The sequence below is a fragment of the Pontibacter sp. Tf4 genome (assembly GCF_014212495.1).
GTDB lineage: Bacteria > Bacteroidota > Bacteroidia > Cytophagales > Hymenobacteraceae > Pontibacter.
This window is the reverse complement of the sequence record NZ_JACKZC010000003.1, coordinates 295,814-313,736: the sequence shown is the minus strand read 5'-3', so window position 1 is coordinate 313,736 and position 17,923 is coordinate 295,814. Positions and strand designations below refer to the sequence as shown.

Here is a 17,923-nt window from a genome sequence, read left to right as displayed (position 1 = left end):
AGTTTGTGAAAGAAGAAAGCCGGCACACACGTGACCGGCTTTTTATATTAATGGTGGTGGTGATGGTCGTGGTCGTCGGGGGAGCTGTTGAAATTGGCGATGGTGCCCAGCGTAAAAAATACGGCCCAGCAAATGTACAAGGCCACAAAGTTGTCTACGGTTTTGCCAACTATAGCCAGTATCAGGTGTGCTACCAGCGTCATGACAAGGCCAGTAGCTGCCACAAACTGGTAAGAATTCATCTGGCGCGGGTCGTAAATCTTCGAAAACTTCATATAATGCCTGGTTTGTACTCTCTAACGCAACAACTATAGCTTAGGTGCCCGCCGCGCAGTTTATCCGCAAATATAATTGATTTATCCGGCACAGGTGCAGTGTACCGAAAAGGCTATAGTTATAGTTCTATAGTTTGTAACTTATGTTAAGTAAAACGATGGCTTACGAACAACCAACCCAGCCGCGCGTATACAAAGCTGTACCTATTGATTTAGAACTATGGCAATTGAAGAAGAAAACATACAAAATACCCCCGACCGGGACAAGAACGTGAACAGCGATTATAACAAACGCATGACCATGAACAACCACCCCGACCCAACTGCCAAGCGCAACATGGGGCCGGGCGGTACAACCGAACGCTCGGGGCAGAAAGGCAAACTGGAGAACATGCACATCAGAGGCAACGAGGTGACCGGCTATGGCGCCAACGACCCTAAAAGCACTGATTACATGGCGCAGGGACCTGGTTTTGAATACGAAGGCAGCGACACCGCCATGGACGATAACCTGAACGGTATCCGGAGCCAGGAGCAGCCGCTGGGCCAGAAACGCACAAACCCCGACGATGATACCGACCATTCCAGAACATGATAATGATAGCAAGCCACAAAAGCGGGAGAGTTTAACAATTCTCCCGCTTTTGTGTTAATAAGATAACCAGGTGTCTGAATGTAAATTTTGCTAAGTTTGCTTCTCACTCAGCGTTAATCTTATAGTTACAAAACCTCTATGGCAGCCCAGCACCCTTATACCACCCCGGCTTATACCCTGCACATCCGCAACATGGTGTGCCCGCGCTGCATAAAAGTGGTAACCGAAGAACTGCAGAAACTGGACCTGCCGGTGGGGGAAGTAAAACTGGGAGAGGCCAGCCTGGCGCAGGAACCCACTCCCGAACAACTCAGCCAGTTAAAAGCAGCGCTCTCTGCCGAAGGCTTTTACCTGATACAGGATGTGAAGACAGAACTTACCGAAAAAGTTAAGATCGCGGTGATTGAACTGCTGCGCTCGGGCAGAGTAGAGGAGTTGCACGTAAACCTGTCTGATTACCTTTCAGATCTGTTAGGTAAGGACTATAACACGCTCAGCGCGCATTTTTCGGCTTCTGAAGGCATTACCATTGCCCGGTTTATGGTGCTGCAGAAAGTGGAAATGGCCAAAGAACTGCTGGACTATAACGAACTTAGCCTGAGCCAGATTGCCGACAAGCTTGGCTATAGTAGTGTGGCCCATTTATCCAGCCAGTTTAAGCAGGTAACCGGCCTTACCCCATCGGCATACAAAAAGAGCAGCACCGTTTCCCGCAAGCCTTTAGATCAGCTCACCTGACTATAAACTATAGTTACTATAGTTACAGCAACGCTTGTTACCGTAAATTACAGGCAAATTCTTCCTGTATAAAGCTCAGTATTTCCGGCGAAAGCGGTTTTGAGAAAAAGTCTTTTACCTCTTTTATGCTTTTGGCGCTGATAATGTCCTTGCGGTCCACAGCCGAGGATAGCATGAACAGGCAGCACTGGTTGGTTACTTCTTCCGGTAGCTTACGATACTCGTCTATAAAGCTCCAGCCGTCCATGCCCGGCATATTTATATCCAGAAAAATAAGGGAAGGAAAATCTTCAGGGTGCTCTGCTGCCGTCTTTTTTAAGTGATCCAGCGCCTCTTCAGCTAACTCGTAACTGATCACTTCATCTGCAAACTGCTCTGTTTTAATGATGCTCTCGCAAACAAAATTGTTTACCTGGTCATCATCAATCAACATTACTTTTTTTAATATGCTCATGTACTACACTACTCTTTAAAAAGTAAACACTAAAGGTTGTGCCTACTCCCACACTGCTATCCACCTCAACTTTACCGCCAAGCAGCTCTGCCTGTGTCTTAACCAAATGCAGCCCCAGGCCTTTGCCTGCAATACCCGGATGGAATCGTTTGTAGAGGCCAAAGATCTTGTCTTTCTCTTTTGCCATATCAATTCCCAGGCCATTATCGCTGATTTGCAGACAAATATAGTTATCAACTACAAAAGATTTTAGCTTTATTGTTAAAATTCGCTTCGGGTCGCGGTATTTTATGGCATTGGATATCAGGTTATGCAGGATGCTTTGCAGGTAGCTCCGGATAGTAACCACCGATGGCGCTTCGCTGAAATCGCTGGTGATGATGGCGCCGCTTTGCTCAATTTCGTCGGCCAGGCTGTCGGTTATGTGTTGCAGCTTGGCATCAAAATAGATTTCCTCCAGCATACCCTCCAGGTATTCGCTTCGCACGGTCAGCAGCTCGTTCAGGTCACGGATGGTGTTATCCAGCAGCCGGGCCGATTTAAACAGGTTATCAATTACGCGCTCGTTTATAGGAGCACCCGGATCGGTTTTGTTGTAAATAGAGGTGAGGCCCAGGATGTTGGCAATAGGCGCCCGCAGATTATGCGATACAATGTAGGCAAACTGCTGCAGGTTACGGTTCTGGTTTACCAGCTGGCGGTTCAGGTCTTCGCGCTTGGCTTCTGCCATTTTTGCCTGGGTCATGTCGGCAGCCGAGCCGTCCAGGCGTATAAGCCTGCCATTGGCATCTAAGGTAGAAGATAAGCGCAGCAGCAGCCATCTTACCTGCCCGTCCCGCCGGATTATCCTGATCTCATACTGCACCCGCTCCTCTGCCATTAAGCGCTGTATCACTTGCTTCAGTTTCGGCAGGTCATCAGGGTGAATGTTTTTGTACCAGAGGTCGGCGTTGCCTGTCAGCTCTTCGGCAGGGTAGCCCAAAATTTCCATGCACTGCGGGCTGATGTAGGTAACATTAAATTTGGCATCGGTAGAGAAAATGATCTCCGGGATGTTGGCCAGCACCGATTGCAGCAGGTTACGGGCTTCTGTTATTTCCTGTTCTGCCCGTTTTTGTTCGGTAATATCCTGCATTGCGCCGGATATGGAGACAGGCCTTCCGTCGGCATCTTTGATGATCTCGCCATTCTGTAAAAATACCCGTTCTTTGCCGGTAGCTGTTATAACGCGGTGCTCTAATATAACAGGTTTTCCTGTCTGGATACTTTCCCTGTAGGTTTTTGCCTCCAGTTCAGCATCCGCAGGGTGTATAAATCGTCGGATAAAGGTAGGCGTAAGTGTGGTGGTTTCCTTATCTACCTCCAGCAGCTTGTACAGGTTGTCAGACCAGGTGATCCTGCCGCTTGCCAGTTCGTATTCCCAGCTACCCATGTGGTTAAGTTCCTGGGCTCTGGCCAGCTGTTCCTCGCTGTGCTTTATTGTTTCCAGTATCAGTTTCTGCTCGGTTATATCTTCTATGCTCAGGGCAACCGCCAGCACGCGGTTCTCAGGGCCAAATACCGGACGGTAGGCCACTTCGTACCAGCCACCGCCATTGTTGGTTTCGTACACGGTAGTCTCGCCCTGCAAGGCTTTCCGGTGATAATCTTTTGTTTCGTCGAGGAGGCCGGAAGCGATATAGTTGAGGATAGACTCACCGGCCTGCAGTTTTTTAAGTTGAAGAAAGCTTACCTCTTCGGCGGCGCGGGTATTAAAGGCAATGATATGCAGCTGGTCATCGAGCAGGTAGATGGCCTGTGGCGAGCTGTTGAGCAGGTAGCGCAGGTTAGCCTCGCTGGCAACAAGTTTTTCCTGTGCCTCTTTCTGCGAGGTGATATCGATCAGGGTTCCGTTCCAGGTAACTACGCTGTCCTGCTTGTGGTTGGGGAGGCTGTGGCCGTGCAGCCATTTATACTTCTGCTCGTCTTTCTGCCATGCCCTGAACTCAAACTCCCAGGGTTTTACCTCGTCGTAAGCCTCTTTAATGGTTTCCCAGAGTAGTTCCAGCTCGTCCGGATGCACTGTATCAAAAATCACCTTCGGGTTAATTTTAACCTCCTCCAGTTTAATATGGAACAAGCGCTCGATGCCTTCGCTGATGAACGGGAAACTATAGTTCAGGTCCCCATCCAGCTGAAACTGGAACACAACGCCCGGTATGCTGGCGCTTATCTCACGCAGCTGCCGCTCACGCCATTCCAGCGCCTGTATGGCCAGCACACGCCGGTCGATATTAATGGCCACTACTACCCGCGGGCGGATAGGGCCGTTGGTTGGCAGCAGATGCGACTTTACATCCACATAAAACTGGGAGCCGTCTTTACGCTGGTGTTTCCAGCCGGGCAGCGGTGGTAACTTACCATCCAGGTTAGCGAGTACTTCCCGGAGTTTCTCGCGTTGGTTTTCGGGTTGCAGATCGGCAATGGACATCTTGAGGAACTCCTGGCGTGTGTAGCCATACTCTTCTTCGGCAGCTTTATTTACTTCCAGTATCTGAAAAGTATCCTGGTCAAAAACCCACATGGGCAGGGCAATGTTCCGGAAAAGCGACCGGTACACCGACTGGCTTTCATTGAGGGCGTGGCGTAGCTGTTCCCTTTCCCTTATTTCGGATTTAAGGATGACATCGTGGTAACGCAACTGCCGCAGTACCCGCCGGATGAAGTAGGAAGCTACAGCGGTAACCAGTATAGCAGCCAGCAGCAGCAGGTTATAGCTGCGCATGGTATTGTTTATAGTTTGCAGCGCTTGCTCGCCCCGTTCCCTGGTCGTCACACTGATGCTGTCACTGAGTTCATTGAGGTAGGACTGGTGCTGATGGTGGGCAGGCAAAAGTCGCTGGCCTTCCAGGGTAATGGCTTCATCGTTCTGGTTTTCGCTGCTGAGCCTGAGTATATTTTGCAACAGTGCTGTATACTGTTGCCGGCTCTTCATGTAATTCTGGATTGTCTGCTTGCGGCTGGGATGTGACAATTTCTGATTCAGGGCCTCCAGGTCCGCCATTACATTGGCGTTGAACTGCATAATGCGTTTCTCCAGCTCGACCATCGTTGCCGTGTCGGTGGTCTGCAAATGCTTTATAGTGGCGTTATAGATCTGGTCTTCGTTGTTATGCAGGCTGTTTATCAGTTCCAGCTTATGCAGCGAGTCCGATACCATGGTATTATACTTTTCCTGCACTTCGCGGGCTGCGAGATAGGAATAGGCACTGATCAGGAGCAATGCCAGCGCAAGCACAGCCAGCACAATGGCAGTAAGCCGGGTAACTCGGGTATTGCGCGCGAAGTTAAAAATGCCTTCCTGCTCGTCTTTCATGTGCGGGTCTGTAGTGGAGCCAGTATGTTAGTAAATCTACAACTATACCTTATTTAATTTATATACGATAAAGTTGTTCGTTTTCATACTTCAAACGGGTGGCGTAGGTTGAACAGGCGTCGCACTTTATTCAGCGGGAAGAAGAAATGCCGGCAGGGCATGGCTAAAAGAACCCGGAAACAAGTGTATGCGGCACCCGGCTTTTTGTGGCCAGGCTCAGCGACACTAAATATAGCAATATAAACCCAATGGCAAAGTGTATATCCCGTTTCCTATATCTGTTAATTTTTCTGACCTGGTACCATCCGGGGAATTATGTAAATCATAGTAGTAAATGTGTAAGGGCTTCGGGCAGGGATGTTCGTAAATTTGTACTGTTGAAAATGACCTGACTGATATGGAAACGTTAACTAAGACCAACTATAAAAAAGCGACCTACCCCGTAGAGGGCATGACCTGTGCGTCCTGCGCCTCGAGTATTGAAAGTATGCTGCGCCACCGCGAGGGCGTAGCCGAAGCCAATGTGAATTTTGCCGGTAAAAGCGTGCAGGTAACCTATGAGCCAACTATAGTTAACCCGGCCCAGCTGCGCGAAACGGTACAGGAGATCGGCTTTGATATGCTGATCGAGACCCAGACACAGGAAGAACTGGAAGCCCGCGAAGCCAGAGCGCTGAAAACCCTGAAGACCAAAACTATAGTTGCCGTGGTGCTGGCCTTGCCGGTGTTTATATTAGGCATGTTCTTCCACGGACACTTCACTTGGGGCAACTGGGCCATGCTGCTGTTTACCACGCCAATCCTGCTTTGGGCAGGGCAGCGTTTCTTTACCGGGGCCTGGGCACAGGCTAAACACGGCCGCGCCAACATGGACACACTGGTAGCCCTGAGTACAGGTATCGCTTTCATCTTCAGTGTGTTTAATACCGTTTATCCGGAGTTTTTCCTGAGCCGGGGACTGGAGCCACATGTTTATTTCGAAGCCGTAGCCGTAATCATCGCTTTTATCCTGATAGGTAAATACCTGGAAGAAGGGGCTAAGAACCGAAGTTCCGAAGCCATTAAAAAGCTGATGGGCCTGCAGCCGAAAACAGTACGTATTCTGCGGGATGGTGCTGAACTGGAGATCAGGATAGAAGAAGTGCGGGTAGGTGACAGGGTAATTCTGTTGCCCGGCGACCGCGTGCCTGTAGATGGTGAAGTTGCCGCAGGTACTACGTATGTGGACGAAAGCATGCTGAGTGGCGAACCGTTGCCAGTGCAGAAACAAGCAGGCGATAAAGTATATGCCGGAACTATAAACCAGAAAGGCAGTGTACAGCTTATCGCGCAAAAGACCGGTGGCGAAACCATGCTGGCCCACATCATTAAAATGGTGCAGGAAGCCCAGGGCAGCAAAGCCCCGGTACAAAAGCTCGTCGATAAGATTGCCGGAATTTTTGTGCCGGTGGTGCTGGGCATCGCTGTGCTTACCTTACTTTCCTGGATCGTGCTGGGTGGCGAAGCTTACCTGACGGAAGGTTTCCTGTCGATGATCTCGGTGCTGGTAATTGCCTGCCCGTGTGCGCTTGGTCTGGCAACCCCAACGGCTATAATGGTGGGCGTTGGCCGCGGTGCCGAAAATGGTATCCTGATTAAAGATGCCGAAAGCCTGGAGCGTGCCCATGAAGTGAATGCCGTGATACTTGATAAGACCGGAACTATAACTTTAGGCAAACCAACTGTAACAGACGTGATCTGGGCAAATAACGCACAGCAGCACGCGCAACTGGAAACGTACTTTTACTCCATGGAAGCCCAGTCGGAGCACCCGATCGCGCAGGCTGTGTATAGTTACTATAGGGAAGCAGGCGCCCAGGTGCTACAACCCGACTATTTCAGCAGTTTGACCGGGTTGGGTATTGAAGCAGATTTTAATGGTAAGCGCTACTATGCCGGTAACTATAAACTGTTGCAGCAGCACGGTATAACTATACCGGATGAACTGGCACAGCAAACTATAGCGCTGCAGAACGAAGCTAAAACCGCTATCTACTTTGCAGATGCTACCCAGGCACTTGGCGTTTTTGCGGTAGCCGACCCAATTAAAGAAAGTGCCGCCCAGGGTATAAAAGCCATGCAGGATGCCGGCATAGAAGTGTACATGCTGACCGGCGATAACAGCCAGACAGCCGCTGCCGTATCCCGACAGGTGGGTATTACGAACTATAAGGCCGAGCTAATGCCGCAGGATAAAGCCGATTTTGTGAAGCAACTGCAGGCAAACGGCAAACACGTAGCCATGGTAGGAGACGGTATAAACGACGCGCAGGCACTGGCCACTGCCGACATCAGTATAGCCATGGGGCAGGGCACCGACATTGCCATGGACGTAGCGGGAATCACACTCATGCGCTCCGACCTGACGCAGGTAGCTGCTGCTGTAAAATTATCCAGAGCCACTGTTAAAACCATCCGGCAGAACCTGTTCTGGGCCTTTTTCTATAACGTGATCTGTATTCCGGTAGCTGCGGGGCTGTTATTTCCGTTCACCGGTTTCCTGCTAAGCCCGATGATTGCCGGTGCAGCCATGGCCTTCAGCTCCGTATCGGTGGTGGGTAACAGTTTACGTTTGCGTACTATAAAGTTAAAATAAGTGTTTAGTTAATAAATTATGTTAAATATGAAGACCTATAAATTCAAGACCAATATTAATTGCGGAAATTGCGTAAAGGCCGTTACCCCACACCTGAACAAGCTGGAAGGCACAAGCTGGGAGGTAGACACGAATAACCCGGACAAGATACTGGAAGTGAAGACCGAAACGCTTGATGCAGATCAGATCAAAAGCACGGTAGAGAAAGCTGGCTTTACAGCTGAGCAGGTATAAACGATAGCAACTATAAAAAGAGAAGGCTGGCCCGAAATGGTCAGCCTTTTTTACATTAGAGAGGCCCCGCACCCTTTGCGTAAACCTTAGCGCTCTTCGTGGGTAAATTTAAACACAAGGGACGCAAAGTAGAGCGCTACGTGCGCAAAGATGGTTCACTGGTAGTTATGTTTCTGACACGGCCAGGCAAAATGGCGTAGAAGAACATTACCAGCCCGATCAAAAGCAATCCCAGTGATTCGCGTGCTTCTTCAATATTTTTGATATCGCCGCCACCAACTTCCAGGCCTTCGTACTTTACCGGCCAAACCATAAAAGCACCGATTACGCAGGCCGCGCAAGCCACTGCCATCACCACCATAGGCAATTTACCAAAAGCTGCCAGCACACATATGGCACCAGCCACCACATAAATTGCTATCCACAGGGCAGGGTCCGGGTCGTTGTACTGCATGGCCGCAAAACTGATGAACAGCAGGCAAAGAATGATTCCAGTCGTTATCCGAAGCATAGTTAGGGAGTTTGAAAACGATATAGCTATACTTGAATTTTTACGAAAAGTTATAGTTGCTATCAAAGCAAAAAGGACAGCCGAAGCCATCCTTTTATTACTTGTGAACCTCTGAAATTTATAGTTACCAGGCCCATTCCGGGCACAGGATGCGACGTGTGTTGCGCAGTTTAAAACCTACTACCACTTCGTGGCTGCCGGCATGCGCCTGTCCAAGTGGCGAGGTACTGGCATCATAAGAATAAGAGATATCAAACAAATGGCTGACGTTGATACCCGCCATGGCTGCGACAGACTCGTTGTGGCGGTACGTAACCCCAGCCCAGATGCGGTTGGCATACATCACCTTGGCTGTGGCATCTACCGAAACGGGGCTGGGTTGTGCCATTTTCACCATCACCGATGGAATAACCGACAAATAAGGCGAAACATCTACCCTGTAACCTGCTGTGGCAAAATAATGCTGCTGCAGTCGGCCTTCGTTGTCGGTTATCACAGAGTTATCGTTGATGTATTTCCGTTTGCTTGGCACCAGCTGCGAGCCGGCTAAACCTACATAAAAATCATAGGAGTAAAGCCAGATACCCATGTTCAGGTCAAACTTCATTTCGTTTACGCGGCCATCGTAAATAGCCGGGTCATTGCCTTGTGCTGTAGTTACCGTGCCCGGGTCCAGGCTGTACTGTATAAAGCCCGGTGCCACACCCGCCGATACGCGCAACGATTTGGTGAGCGGCTGGTGATAGGCATAGCTGAGGCTCATGCTACCACGCTTTAAAGGACCTGTTCTGGTGCTGGCTGCCTGCACGCCAAGTCCGTGGTGCGGACGTATCTTTTTATACTTGCTCGGCTTTTTGGTAGTAGCTTCCTTAGCTGCCGACCCAATGCGCCCGCCCCTGTAAGACGAAGACATATCCTTGTTGATCGGCATATGAAAGCTAGCATAATAAGACTGTGGTGCACCTTCCAGTCCGGACCACTGCTGTCTTGTACCCAGTTTCAGGTCGCCATAATCTTCGATACCTGTAATGGCAGGGTTAAGCAGGTAGTTGTTGGTAGAATACTGTGTGTACTGTGGTCTTTGCTGCGCCATGGCCTGGCCGGCAAGCAGTAACACAATAACTAAGGCTAAAAGTTTGTTCATAGATTACCGTTATTTAACGATTGTTATACTTCCTGATAATGGTTTCTCACCTGGCTCCAGCTGGATGATGTAGTAATAAGTAGCAAGTGGTAATTCCTGCCCGTTGTGGCGGCCATCCCACGGCGACTGGTACCCGTTCGACTGGAAGACCATAGTGCCCCACTGGTTAAACACCTGCACCTTACAGTTCGGGTACTTCTTCAGGTTGGCAATTTCCCAGGTATCGTTTATGCCGTCGCGGTTTGGTGTAAAAGTGTTTGGTATCTCCACAAAAGGAAGCACTGTTACCGTAACTTCATCCGTGAAAGTACAGCCACCCGCCGTCGTTATAGTTACTTTATAAGTTGTAGTCGATTCTGGTGTAGCCACCGGATTTGCCACATTAGGGTTGCTCAGGCCAACCGCCGGAGACCAACTGTAGCTATCACCGCCACTGGCTTCCAGCGTAGTGCTTCTGCCTTTGAGAATAGTTACATCCGGGCCTGCATCTGCGGATGGCTCTGTAACTGTTACCGTTACGGCTGTGCGTTCGCTGGCACAAGAGAGTGTTACTTCCTGCACGTAGTAAGTGGTGGTATGCGTTAGCGCAGGCGTAGTAAAGGTATTGCCCACACCCAGCAAGGCACCCGAGCTTGCCGAAGCGTACCATTCCAGCCTGCCTTCTTTGCCTGTAGCCGATAGCGTCACATTGTTGCCAGAGCAAACTATAGCACCTTTCGCCACCGGTGCATCCGGCTGTGCAGTGATGTGCACAACTATAGCATTGCTCACCAGGCCTTCGCACGACTCAGAAGTAACCACTCTTCTGAACCAGGTTTTCTGCGTCAGTGGCATTGGGTTATAGTTTTGCCCGTTGTTGGCGCCCGGTGCAGTTGTAAAACCTTTGTCCGGACCAGTAGTGCTGTATTCCCATAGGTAACTATAGTTGCCGCTGCCACCGGTTGGCGTAGTGCCAGTTAATGTAGATGGCGCTGTAGCGTAACAGATCGTTTGGTTGGTGCTGATCTTGTTATTGCTCATAGCAGGCTTCACCGTGATCATCACTTCCTGACTCTCGTGCGAGCGCGGGCCCGAGATCACAATTCTGCGGAACCAGGTATCTTGTGTTAGTGCTGGCGGAGCATAATCGATGCCGTTGCTCACACCTTTGGCAGACACCCACACAGCGCCTGGCTCCGATGTTTTGTACTGCCACTGGTAAATGTAGCCGCCTTCGCCACCTTCCGGCGTAGAGCCTTTCAGCACCTGTGGTGTGTTACCGAAGCAAATCACCTGGTCAGCCTGAATATTGTTGTTTGAAATTGATGGTGTAATCGTAATCTTGACAGCGTTGGAGATGCTTTCGCAACCACCCGAGAACACGCGTCTGCGGTACCATGTATTTTCAGAGAGAACGCCCGGACTATAGTTTCTGCCATCGTTTAATCCGGTTGCAGTCTTATAGTTTGTGCCATCTGTACTCACTTCCCACAGGTAGGTGTAAGTATTATCGCCGCCCGCCGGCAGGGAACCTGTCAACGGAGCCGGACGCTGGCCTGAGTAAATCGTCTGATCAGTTGTGATTGTGTTTCTGGTGATTTGCGGAGACACGGTCACTTTCACCACATTTGATACATGCGCACATGCACCCGAAGTAACTACTCGTCTGAAGTAAGTTGTTACCGACAAAGCGCCTGGCTGGTAGTTAACACCTGTACCCACTGTAGTGAATGCCGCAGGCGAATTAGTTGTAGTAGACTGCCACTCGTAACGATAGGTGCCATTGCCACCATTTGGGGTAGATCCTTTCAATAGGGCAGGAGTACCACCCACACACACCATTTGCTCTTCGGTGATCGTGTTATCTGCGATCACCGGATTCACATCAATCTTAACTGCAGCCGAATAATCGAAACATTTGCCGGATGTAACCTTGCGGCGGAACCAGGTTGGCACAGTTAGAGCTGCTGGCTGGTACGATTGGTTGCTGTTCACGCCCGGAGCCGGACTATAGGTTACACCATCGGTACTAATTTCCCACAGGTAAGTAAAGGCACTGATGCCGCCTGCATGCTTAGACCCGTTGATGATGCCTAGTTTGCCGTTCTCGCAAACTATAGTTTCGGTAGCTGTGATGGTATTGGCAACTATAGCCGGATGCACTATCACCTGCACCACATTGCTTTCCAGTTTAGCGCACGGTCCTGAAACTACAGTTCGCTTATACCAGGTTGTTCTGCTCAGTTTGCCCGGCTGGTAGTCTTTCACGTTGCTGTTGGCGATCTCTGTAAATGATGTGCCATTCTCACTGTAAGACCAGCTATAGCTATAGTTACCATCGCCACCTGTCGGATCTGAGCCAGCAAGTAAAGCAGGTGTTTCACCTTCACAGATAGCTACAGCCGGCTTAACTGTATTATTTTCAAGTGCTGGCAATACATCTACTTTCACCGGCTCGCTTACATGCTCGGCACATGGCCCTGAGATCACCACGCGGCGGAACCAGGTTGTTTTGGTAAGTGCTGTTGGCTGGTAAGTTGCCGAAGTTGCGCCTGCAATGGTTTTAAAGTCAGCATCCACGCCTTCGGTTTTCTTTTCCCAACGGTAAGTATAGGTACCGTTTCCGCCATCCGGTCCTGCGCCTGCTCCGCTAATTAAAGCTGGTGTTTGTCCGGCGCAGATGGCTGCAGTTGGCGCTACAAGGCTGTTGTTGCTGATGTTTTTGTTTACCTTAACGGTAACGGCAGTGCGCTCAGAGCTTCCGCAACCATTAGCATTTACTGTCTCAACATAATAAGTTGTAGTAGCGCTCAGTGCAGGCGTTTCGAAGCTACGGCCAGTGAATACCGGTTTCGTGCCATCAGCAGTTGTGTACCAGTTATAGTTGCCTGATGCAGAAACAGTAAGCGTAGCTTTGGTGCCTTCGCAGATGGTAACACCCGCCACGGCAGGAGCCACCGGAAGCGGCACTACCGTTACCTCAATGGCCGGCGACACATCCACGCACGTGCCTGACATTACTTCGCGCTTGTACCAGGTGGTGGTAGCCACAGCGCCCGGTGTATAGTTTGGCAGGTTGTTAGTGCTTGCAGCCGGTGTGTAAGTGCCGTTTGCGCCAGTTGTGCTCACCATCCAGCGGAAACTATAGTTACCATCTCCGCCGGTTGGCGTTGTACCGGTAAGCACTGCAGCTTCAGTACCGAAACAGATTACCTGGTCTCTGGAGATGATGTTGCTGGCAATAACCGGGTTCACATGAATTTTGATGGTGTTGCTGATGCTCGCATCGCAAGGGCCGCCGGTAACTTCGCGCTTAAACCAGGTACTGCGGGTTAGTGCGCCTACCTTATAGTTGATGCCGTTGTTCTGGCCGGTAGCAAGGGTAAAGTTTTCGCCGTCGGTGCTCATGTACCAGCGGTAGCTATAGTTGCCATCACCATTTTCCGGTTGACTTCCTTCCAGCACCTGCGGTATGGCATTGGCACAAACTGTTTGTTCACCAACTATAGTGTTGTTTGTGATCGGTTTATAGATCGTGATCTTCACCGGCTGGCTGATGCTCACCTGGCAAGTGCCTGATGTTACTTTTCTGCGGAACCAGGTATTTACATCTACTGAGCCCGGCTTATAGTGCTGGTCTGAATTGTTACCTGGTGCCTGCGTGTAAGTACCGTTCTCGCCGGTGGTGCTCATTTCCCACAGGTAGCTATAGGTATTGTTTCCGCCGTCTGGCAGACTGCCGTTCAGCTGGGCTATAGTTGCGCCAAGGCAATAGGTAGCATCTTCCGACACTGTATTGTTGCTGATAACAGGTGTTACACTCACTTTTACCGGCTCCGATACGTGCGAGCAAACCCCAGAAGTAGCCACTCTGCGGAACCAGGTAGGTACAGTAAGCGCGCCCGGTCGGTAATCTTTGCCAGTAGCACCTTCCACTTTACTAAAGCCTTCCGTTGCCGATTTCGTGCTGATTTCCCAGTAATAGCTATAGTTGCTGTCACCGCCGATAGGAGTAGAGCCCACTAACGGATCAGGTGTCTGACCTGCACAGATCTCAGCTACAGGCTCAATAGTGTTATTACTGATCACATCCAGCACTGTTATAGTTGCCGGAGTTCTCGGGCTGATACAACCATCAATAACCGCCTGCACATAGTAAGTTTTGCTCTCATTTACAGATGCGATGCCAAACGAACGGCCCTGGAATAACATCGTACCGCCTTCTGCCACATCAAACCACTGGTAGATGGTGGCATTGCCTTGCGCTATTAACGTGGCGCCACTGCCTGTTCCGCATAGGGTAACCGGGGCAACTGTAGGCGCCGGAGTGGCCGGACGAACTGTAACTTTTACAGCAGTACGCACGCTGGTACAGCCGCCTTCTATCGTTGTCTCTACATAATAAGTAGTGGTTTTGTCAAGAGCAGGTGTTTCAAAAATAGCGCCTTCGCCTAACAGGTTGCCACCTGTGGCAGCATCGTACCAGGCCAGTTTACCTACCGGGTTTTGTACCTGCAAAGTAGTGCCGAAGCCAGGGCAAAGAATTTCCGCCGCAGCAACATTGGGGGCTTTAGGTAGTTCGTTTACAGTAACTATAACCTGGTCCTTTGTCTCGCAGCTGCCTTCGCCGAAAGTATAGGTTAAGGTATAAACGCCTGCTTTCGATGGTGTAAACGTGCCGTTAGCTGTTACCAGCGCAGAACCGCTCCATTTACCACCAGCCGGGCTTGCTTTCAAGTTGAAGCTGCCGCTGTTCAGACACACCGTAATATCCTGACCGGCATCGGCAACCGGAGCTTCGTTAACAGTAACCTGCATTGTACTATAGTTGCTGCAGCCGTTCGGGTCGGTGTAGGTATAGGTTAAGGTAATAGTGCCGGTTTGGGCTGGTGGTGTAAACGTACCGTCTGCCGATACATGCGCACCGCTCCAAACACCACCTGCAGGGCTACCCAACAGTTTGGTTGGAACCGGGTTGTTACAAACCGTGATGTCAGGTCCTGCACTTACAACTGGCAATGGGTTTACTTTTATAGTTACCTGTGCCGTGCTGCTGCAACCGGTTTCATCATCAAATCCGGTAACGGTATAGGTTGTGGTTTGAGCTGGCGTGGCCGTTACTTCAGCGCCGGTTGTAGCCGATAAACCTGTTGCCGGAGACCATTCGTAACGGTCGGCACCGGATGCAGTAAGCACTGCCTGTCCCTGACCAACACAAATCTCATACACATCAGCAACCAGCTCTACTTTCGGTGGTTCGTTTACAACTATAGTTACAGTAGTGGTGCTGATACAGCCCGTAGCACTGTTCTTGCCAGTTATAGTATAAGTGGTTGTCTTGGTTGGTTTTGCTGTAACCGTGCTGCCAGTGGTGGCACTCAAGCCATCGGCAGGTGCCCAGGTATAAGTGTCAGCGCCGGTTACGGTTATAGTAGTGCTGCCGCCTTTACAAAGTACAGGCATTTCGGCCGTAGCTTTCAGTTCTGGCAAAGCATCAATTCTAATTTGTTGTACTGCCGGCTCCGAATCACCACATTCGTTTATCGCTACTACGCTAACTGCATACAAGCCAGCTTCCGGGAAGACTATAGTTGGGTTAGCCGATGTGCTGCTGCCTTCTGTAAAGGTTGTATTCCCGCCGGTTACTGTCCAGCGGTAGCCAGTTATAGTTCCGGATTGCGCATCGTAAGTGGGTTTGTGGGCTGCGTTAGCTGCTGTAAAAGCTATCGTTTTCGGACCACAGTATACGGCATTGGCAGGCAGCGTAACAACAGGCTTACTGCGTATAGTTATTTTCTGCTCTTTTATACTGGCCGGGGCACACAGGTTGGTTGCAACAAGCTTTATAGTGTAATCTCCTGCCTTCGTGAAATTGAACTCCGGATTTTCAGATGTAGCCGTAGTGCCATTGGCAAAGCTCCAGCCGTCCGCAGATAGTACCTGCCAGGTATAGGTTACGCCATCGCCAGTTGAGGTATTAAGGGCTTTAAACGTAGTAGGCGTACAGTTTGCAGACGGGGCAGGATCTAAGGTGAAATCTGCTACAGGCGGAGCCGCAACTATAATTTCCTGCTCTTTGCTGCTCGATCCGCAGGATAAGCTGGTATCCAGAGACTTGGCTGTTAACGTAAGTTTATATCTGCCTGGCTCGGTAAATACAATTTTAGGGCTTTTAGAGGTAGCCGTTCCGGATACAAAACGCCAGCCGGTTGCCGGCTCTATTTTCCATTCGCTCTGGTAGGTTTCGGTATTGTTGGTAGCATCGTACCCGCTCTTGGTCAGGTTTTGCAGGTTTACCGGCACGTTCACACACAGCGATGTGCCGTTGCCAACAGCAAAGTCCGCTTCAGGGCCTTTGGAGATACGAATACCGGAAAACGTGGCGCGTGATGAACTACAAGGGTTTTTGGCGTATCCGGTTAAGGTAAATCCAAACTCCGTGTTCTTTGATGATTCGTTGAAGGTATGGTAAATGTAACGGTCGGCTGGCAGCTCGTCGTGCTTGTAGGTAATGGCTGGGGTGCCGTCATCAAACTGGAATGTGTACACGGTCTCAGGGGAGTTGCCATCTACGCCAGTGATCTTGAAGCGGTAAGTGGCAGGGGCGCATTGCGTGTTATTACCATCGCTGGAGATGCCCAGTCCCGGGTTGCTGCCCACAAACATACGCTTAGTAGTGGTAGTACTACAGCCGTTTTCGCCAATTACGGTAAGTACGATATCATAGCCACCGCCGGCAGTATAGGTATGTGTTACTCTATCGAAGTTTTTGCCATAGGTATTGGTTTTGCCATCACCCCAGCTAATGTGGTATTCTTTGTTTGTTTCCTTGGTTTTGGAAGTGTTCTCTATGTTCAGCGTGAACTTAAACCCGGATGAGCTGCTGGAGTAGCTGCAATAGGTAAAGTTGAGTTCGGGATACTCGGGATCTGTGATGCTGGCATCCGGTGCACCTGCAATTGTTATGCTATCAGATGTCCCTTCGCACTCAGCGGTATTGGTGGTCTTTACCCAGTAAGTGCCAGGGGTTGTGATCTTTATGCTAGGTGTTGTTTCGCCGGTAGACCAGGTATAGGTTTCGGCTTCTGAAGCTTGTAAAATCACCTCGCCGTTACAGAGAGAAGCTCCCTGTGGCGTGCTTATTTCAGGTTTACAATCCTGTGCGAGTACACTATTTGCCCACGTCCCGAAGAAAAAAATCAGGAAGGGCAGAAGGCTGCCTCTAAGATATGACTGCATGGCTAAAAGTCAGTAAAGTGTGTTACAAAAGCAGTTTTGTTATTGTATTGATTTAAAACAGAGAGAGCAGTTCCTTGCCGCCCGCTTTGTGCGAAAAATTCAGATCGATAGTGTACTGGTACTTTTCCGGTTCTCTATCTGGTCATTTATTATGCAGCAGGTAGTTAATCTGCCTGCCTGCACAAGTTTCACTCAAATCGAAATAATAAAAATCGATCCGAGGCTTTGGAGTCAGCTGGTAATTGCAATTTTTAAAGTGTTGTAAATTACAATCCCCGTTGCGTGACAAACCAAATTTAAAAATAATAAGTTTAATCCTGTTCCTGTTTTTTTATGAAACTGCTCTTGTATCAGATGTGTAGAATATATTTTAAGCCTGGTAAGTGGTAGGTTGAGCTGCACGTTCCATAAATTCTATGCTGCGGCATTGATTTGTAACTATAGTATGATGTGTAATTATTTTTATACTATAGTTTGGGTTGAAAGTGTATTAGTTAATAAAATTATTGGTTTTGTTAAACATTTGAAGTTGCGCTAACACCGCCTGCCTTACCTGCACCTCACTTACCCATCCTTAACTATTGTTTTGGACTCCTTTTAGCGGAGTGATTCCCTTTAGCAGAAAAAAAATTGCACGAAGCCGGTAGGGTCCTTAAAACTGGTAGTACAATGTATGTATTAATAAAGTGCAAAACTATAAATTGATTAATTTTGCGGCGGAGCACTGTGTTATGGGCCAAAATGAGTGCAAAATGGGCTTAATT

The 17,923-nt window shown here is 49.5% G+C and carries 10 protein-coding genes; 4 read left to right on the top strand and 6 right to left on the bottom strand.

Translation table 11 applies throughout. The features are described 5' to 3' along the window. Positions 1 to 47: 47 nt before the first annotated feature. Positions 48 to 275 (bottom strand): hypothetical protein, encoded by a 228-nt coding sequence (locus H7F15_RS06805; RefSeq protein ID WP_185196207.1) that lies wholly within the window; start codon positions 273 to 275, stop codon positions 48 to 50. 220 nt (positions 276 to 495) lie between these two features. Between H7F15_RS06805 and H7F15_RS06800 the strand changes: the two genes are divergently transcribed. Both H7F15_RS06800 and H7F15_RS06795 read left to right on the top strand, forming a co-directional pair. After that, positions 496 to 870, top strand: coding sequence for a hypothetical protein (locus H7F15_RS06800; protein WP_185196206.1), 375 nt, complete (start codon positions 496 to 498; stop codon positions 868 to 870). A gap of 138 nt (positions 871 to 1,008) precedes the next feature. Then, positions 1,009 to 1,608: an AraC family transcriptional regulator gene (locus tag H7F15_RS06795; RefSeq protein ID WP_185196205.1), complete on the top strand. Its 600-nt coding sequence runs from the start codon at positions 1,009 to 1,011 to the stop codon at positions 1,606 to 1,608. 37 nt (positions 1,609 to 1,645) lie between these two features. Here H7F15_RS06795 and H7F15_RS06790 read toward each other — a convergent pair whose 3' ends face one another. Then, the gene (locus H7F15_RS06790) at positions 1,646 to 2,062 is read right to left on the bottom strand and encodes a two-component system response regulator (RefSeq protein WP_185196204.1); all 417 of its coding nucleotides are present in this window, start codon (positions 2,060 to 2,062) and stop codon (positions 1,646 to 1,648) included. Next, positions 2,031 to 5,417 carry a PAS domain S-box protein gene (locus H7F15_RS06785; protein WP_185196203.1) on the bottom strand — a complete coding sequence of 1,129 codons (3,387 nt, stop codon included), beginning with the start codon at positions 5,415 to 5,417 and terminating at the stop codon, positions 2,031 to 2,033. Before H7F15_RS06785 ends, H7F15_RS06790 begins: the two co-directional genes overlap by 32 nt. A 397-nt stretch (positions 5,418 to 5,814) precedes the next feature. On the opposite strand from H7F15_RS06785, the gene H7F15_RS06780 reads away from it, so the two are divergent. Both H7F15_RS06780 and H7F15_RS06775 read left to right on the top strand, forming a co-directional pair. Beyond that, positions 5,815 to 8,052 carry a cation-translocating P-type ATPase gene (locus tag H7F15_RS06780; protein WP_185196202.1) on the top strand — a complete coding sequence of 746 codons (2,238 nt, stop codon included), beginning with the start codon at positions 5,815 to 5,817 and terminating at the stop codon, positions 8,050 to 8,052. A 27-nt stretch (positions 8,053 to 8,079) separates the two neighbouring features. Then, entirely contained in the window at positions 8,080 to 8,286 is a 207-nt protein-coding gene (locus H7F15_RS06775) for a heavy-metal-associated domain-containing protein (RefSeq protein ID WP_185196201.1), read from the top strand. Positions 8,287 to 8,422: 136 nt separating this feature from the next. Here H7F15_RS06775 and H7F15_RS06770 read toward each other — a convergent pair whose 3' ends face one another. From H7F15_RS06770 to H7F15_RS06760, 3 genes are all read right to left on the bottom strand, one after another. Next, positions 8,423 to 8,797: a transmembrane 220 family protein gene (locus tag H7F15_RS06770; RefSeq protein WP_185196200.1), complete on the bottom strand. Its 375-nt coding sequence runs from the start codon at positions 8,795 to 8,797 to the stop codon at positions 8,423 to 8,425. A gap of 124 nt (positions 8,798 to 8,921) precedes the next feature. Next, the gene (locus tag H7F15_RS06765) at positions 8,922 to 9,941 is read right to left on the bottom strand and encodes a type IX secretion system membrane protein PorP/SprF (protein ID WP_185196199.1); all 1,020 of its coding nucleotides are present in this window, start codon (positions 9,939 to 9,941) and stop codon (positions 8,922 to 8,924) included. 9 nt (positions 9,942 to 9,950) lie between these two features. Further along, positions 9,951 to 17,159 carry a gliding motility-associated C-terminal domain-containing protein gene (locus tag H7F15_RS06760; protein WP_185196198.1) on the bottom strand — a complete coding sequence of 2,403 codons (7,209 nt, stop codon included), beginning with the start codon at positions 17,157 to 17,159 and terminating at the stop codon, positions 9,951 to 9,953. Between the last annotated feature and the right edge of the window lie 764 nt (positions 17,160 to 17,923).

Coding starts and splice junctions, on each gene's coding strand:
- H7F15_RS06790 (WP_185196204.1), bottom strand. CDS start 2,062: ATGAGCATATTAAAAAAAGTAATGTTGATTGATGATGACCAGGTAAAC.
- H7F15_RS06760 (WP_185196198.1), bottom strand. CDS start 17,159: ATGCAGTCATATCTTAGAGGCAGCCTTCTGCCCTTCCTGATTTTTTTC.
- H7F15_RS06780 (WP_185196202.1), top strand. CDS start 5,815: ATGGAAACGTTAACTAAGACCAACTATAAAAAAGCGACCTACCCCGTA.
- H7F15_RS06795 (WP_185196205.1), top strand. CDS start 1,009: ATGGCAGCCCAGCACCCTTATACCACCCCGGCTTATACCCTGCACATC.
- H7F15_RS06785 (WP_185196203.1), bottom strand. CDS start 5,417: ATGAAAGACGAGCAGGAAGGCATTTTTAACTTCGCGCGCAATACCCGA.
- H7F15_RS06765 (WP_185196199.1), bottom strand. CDS start 9,941: ATGAACAAACTTTTAGCCTTAGTTATTGTGTTACTGCTTGCCGGCCAG.
- H7F15_RS06770 (WP_185196200.1), bottom strand. CDS start 8,797: ATGCTTCGGATAACGACTGGAATCATTCTTTGCCTGCTGTTCATCAGT.
- H7F15_RS06800 (WP_185196206.1), top strand. CDS start 496: ATGGCAATTGAAGAAGAAAACATACAAAATACCCCCGACCGGGACAAG.
- H7F15_RS06805 (WP_185196207.1), bottom strand. CDS start 275: ATGAAGTTTTCGAAGATTTACGACCCGCGCCAGATGAATTCTTACCAG.
- H7F15_RS06775 (WP_185196201.1), top strand. CDS start 8,080: ATGAAGACCTATAAATTCAAGACCAATATTAATTGCGGAAATTGCGTA.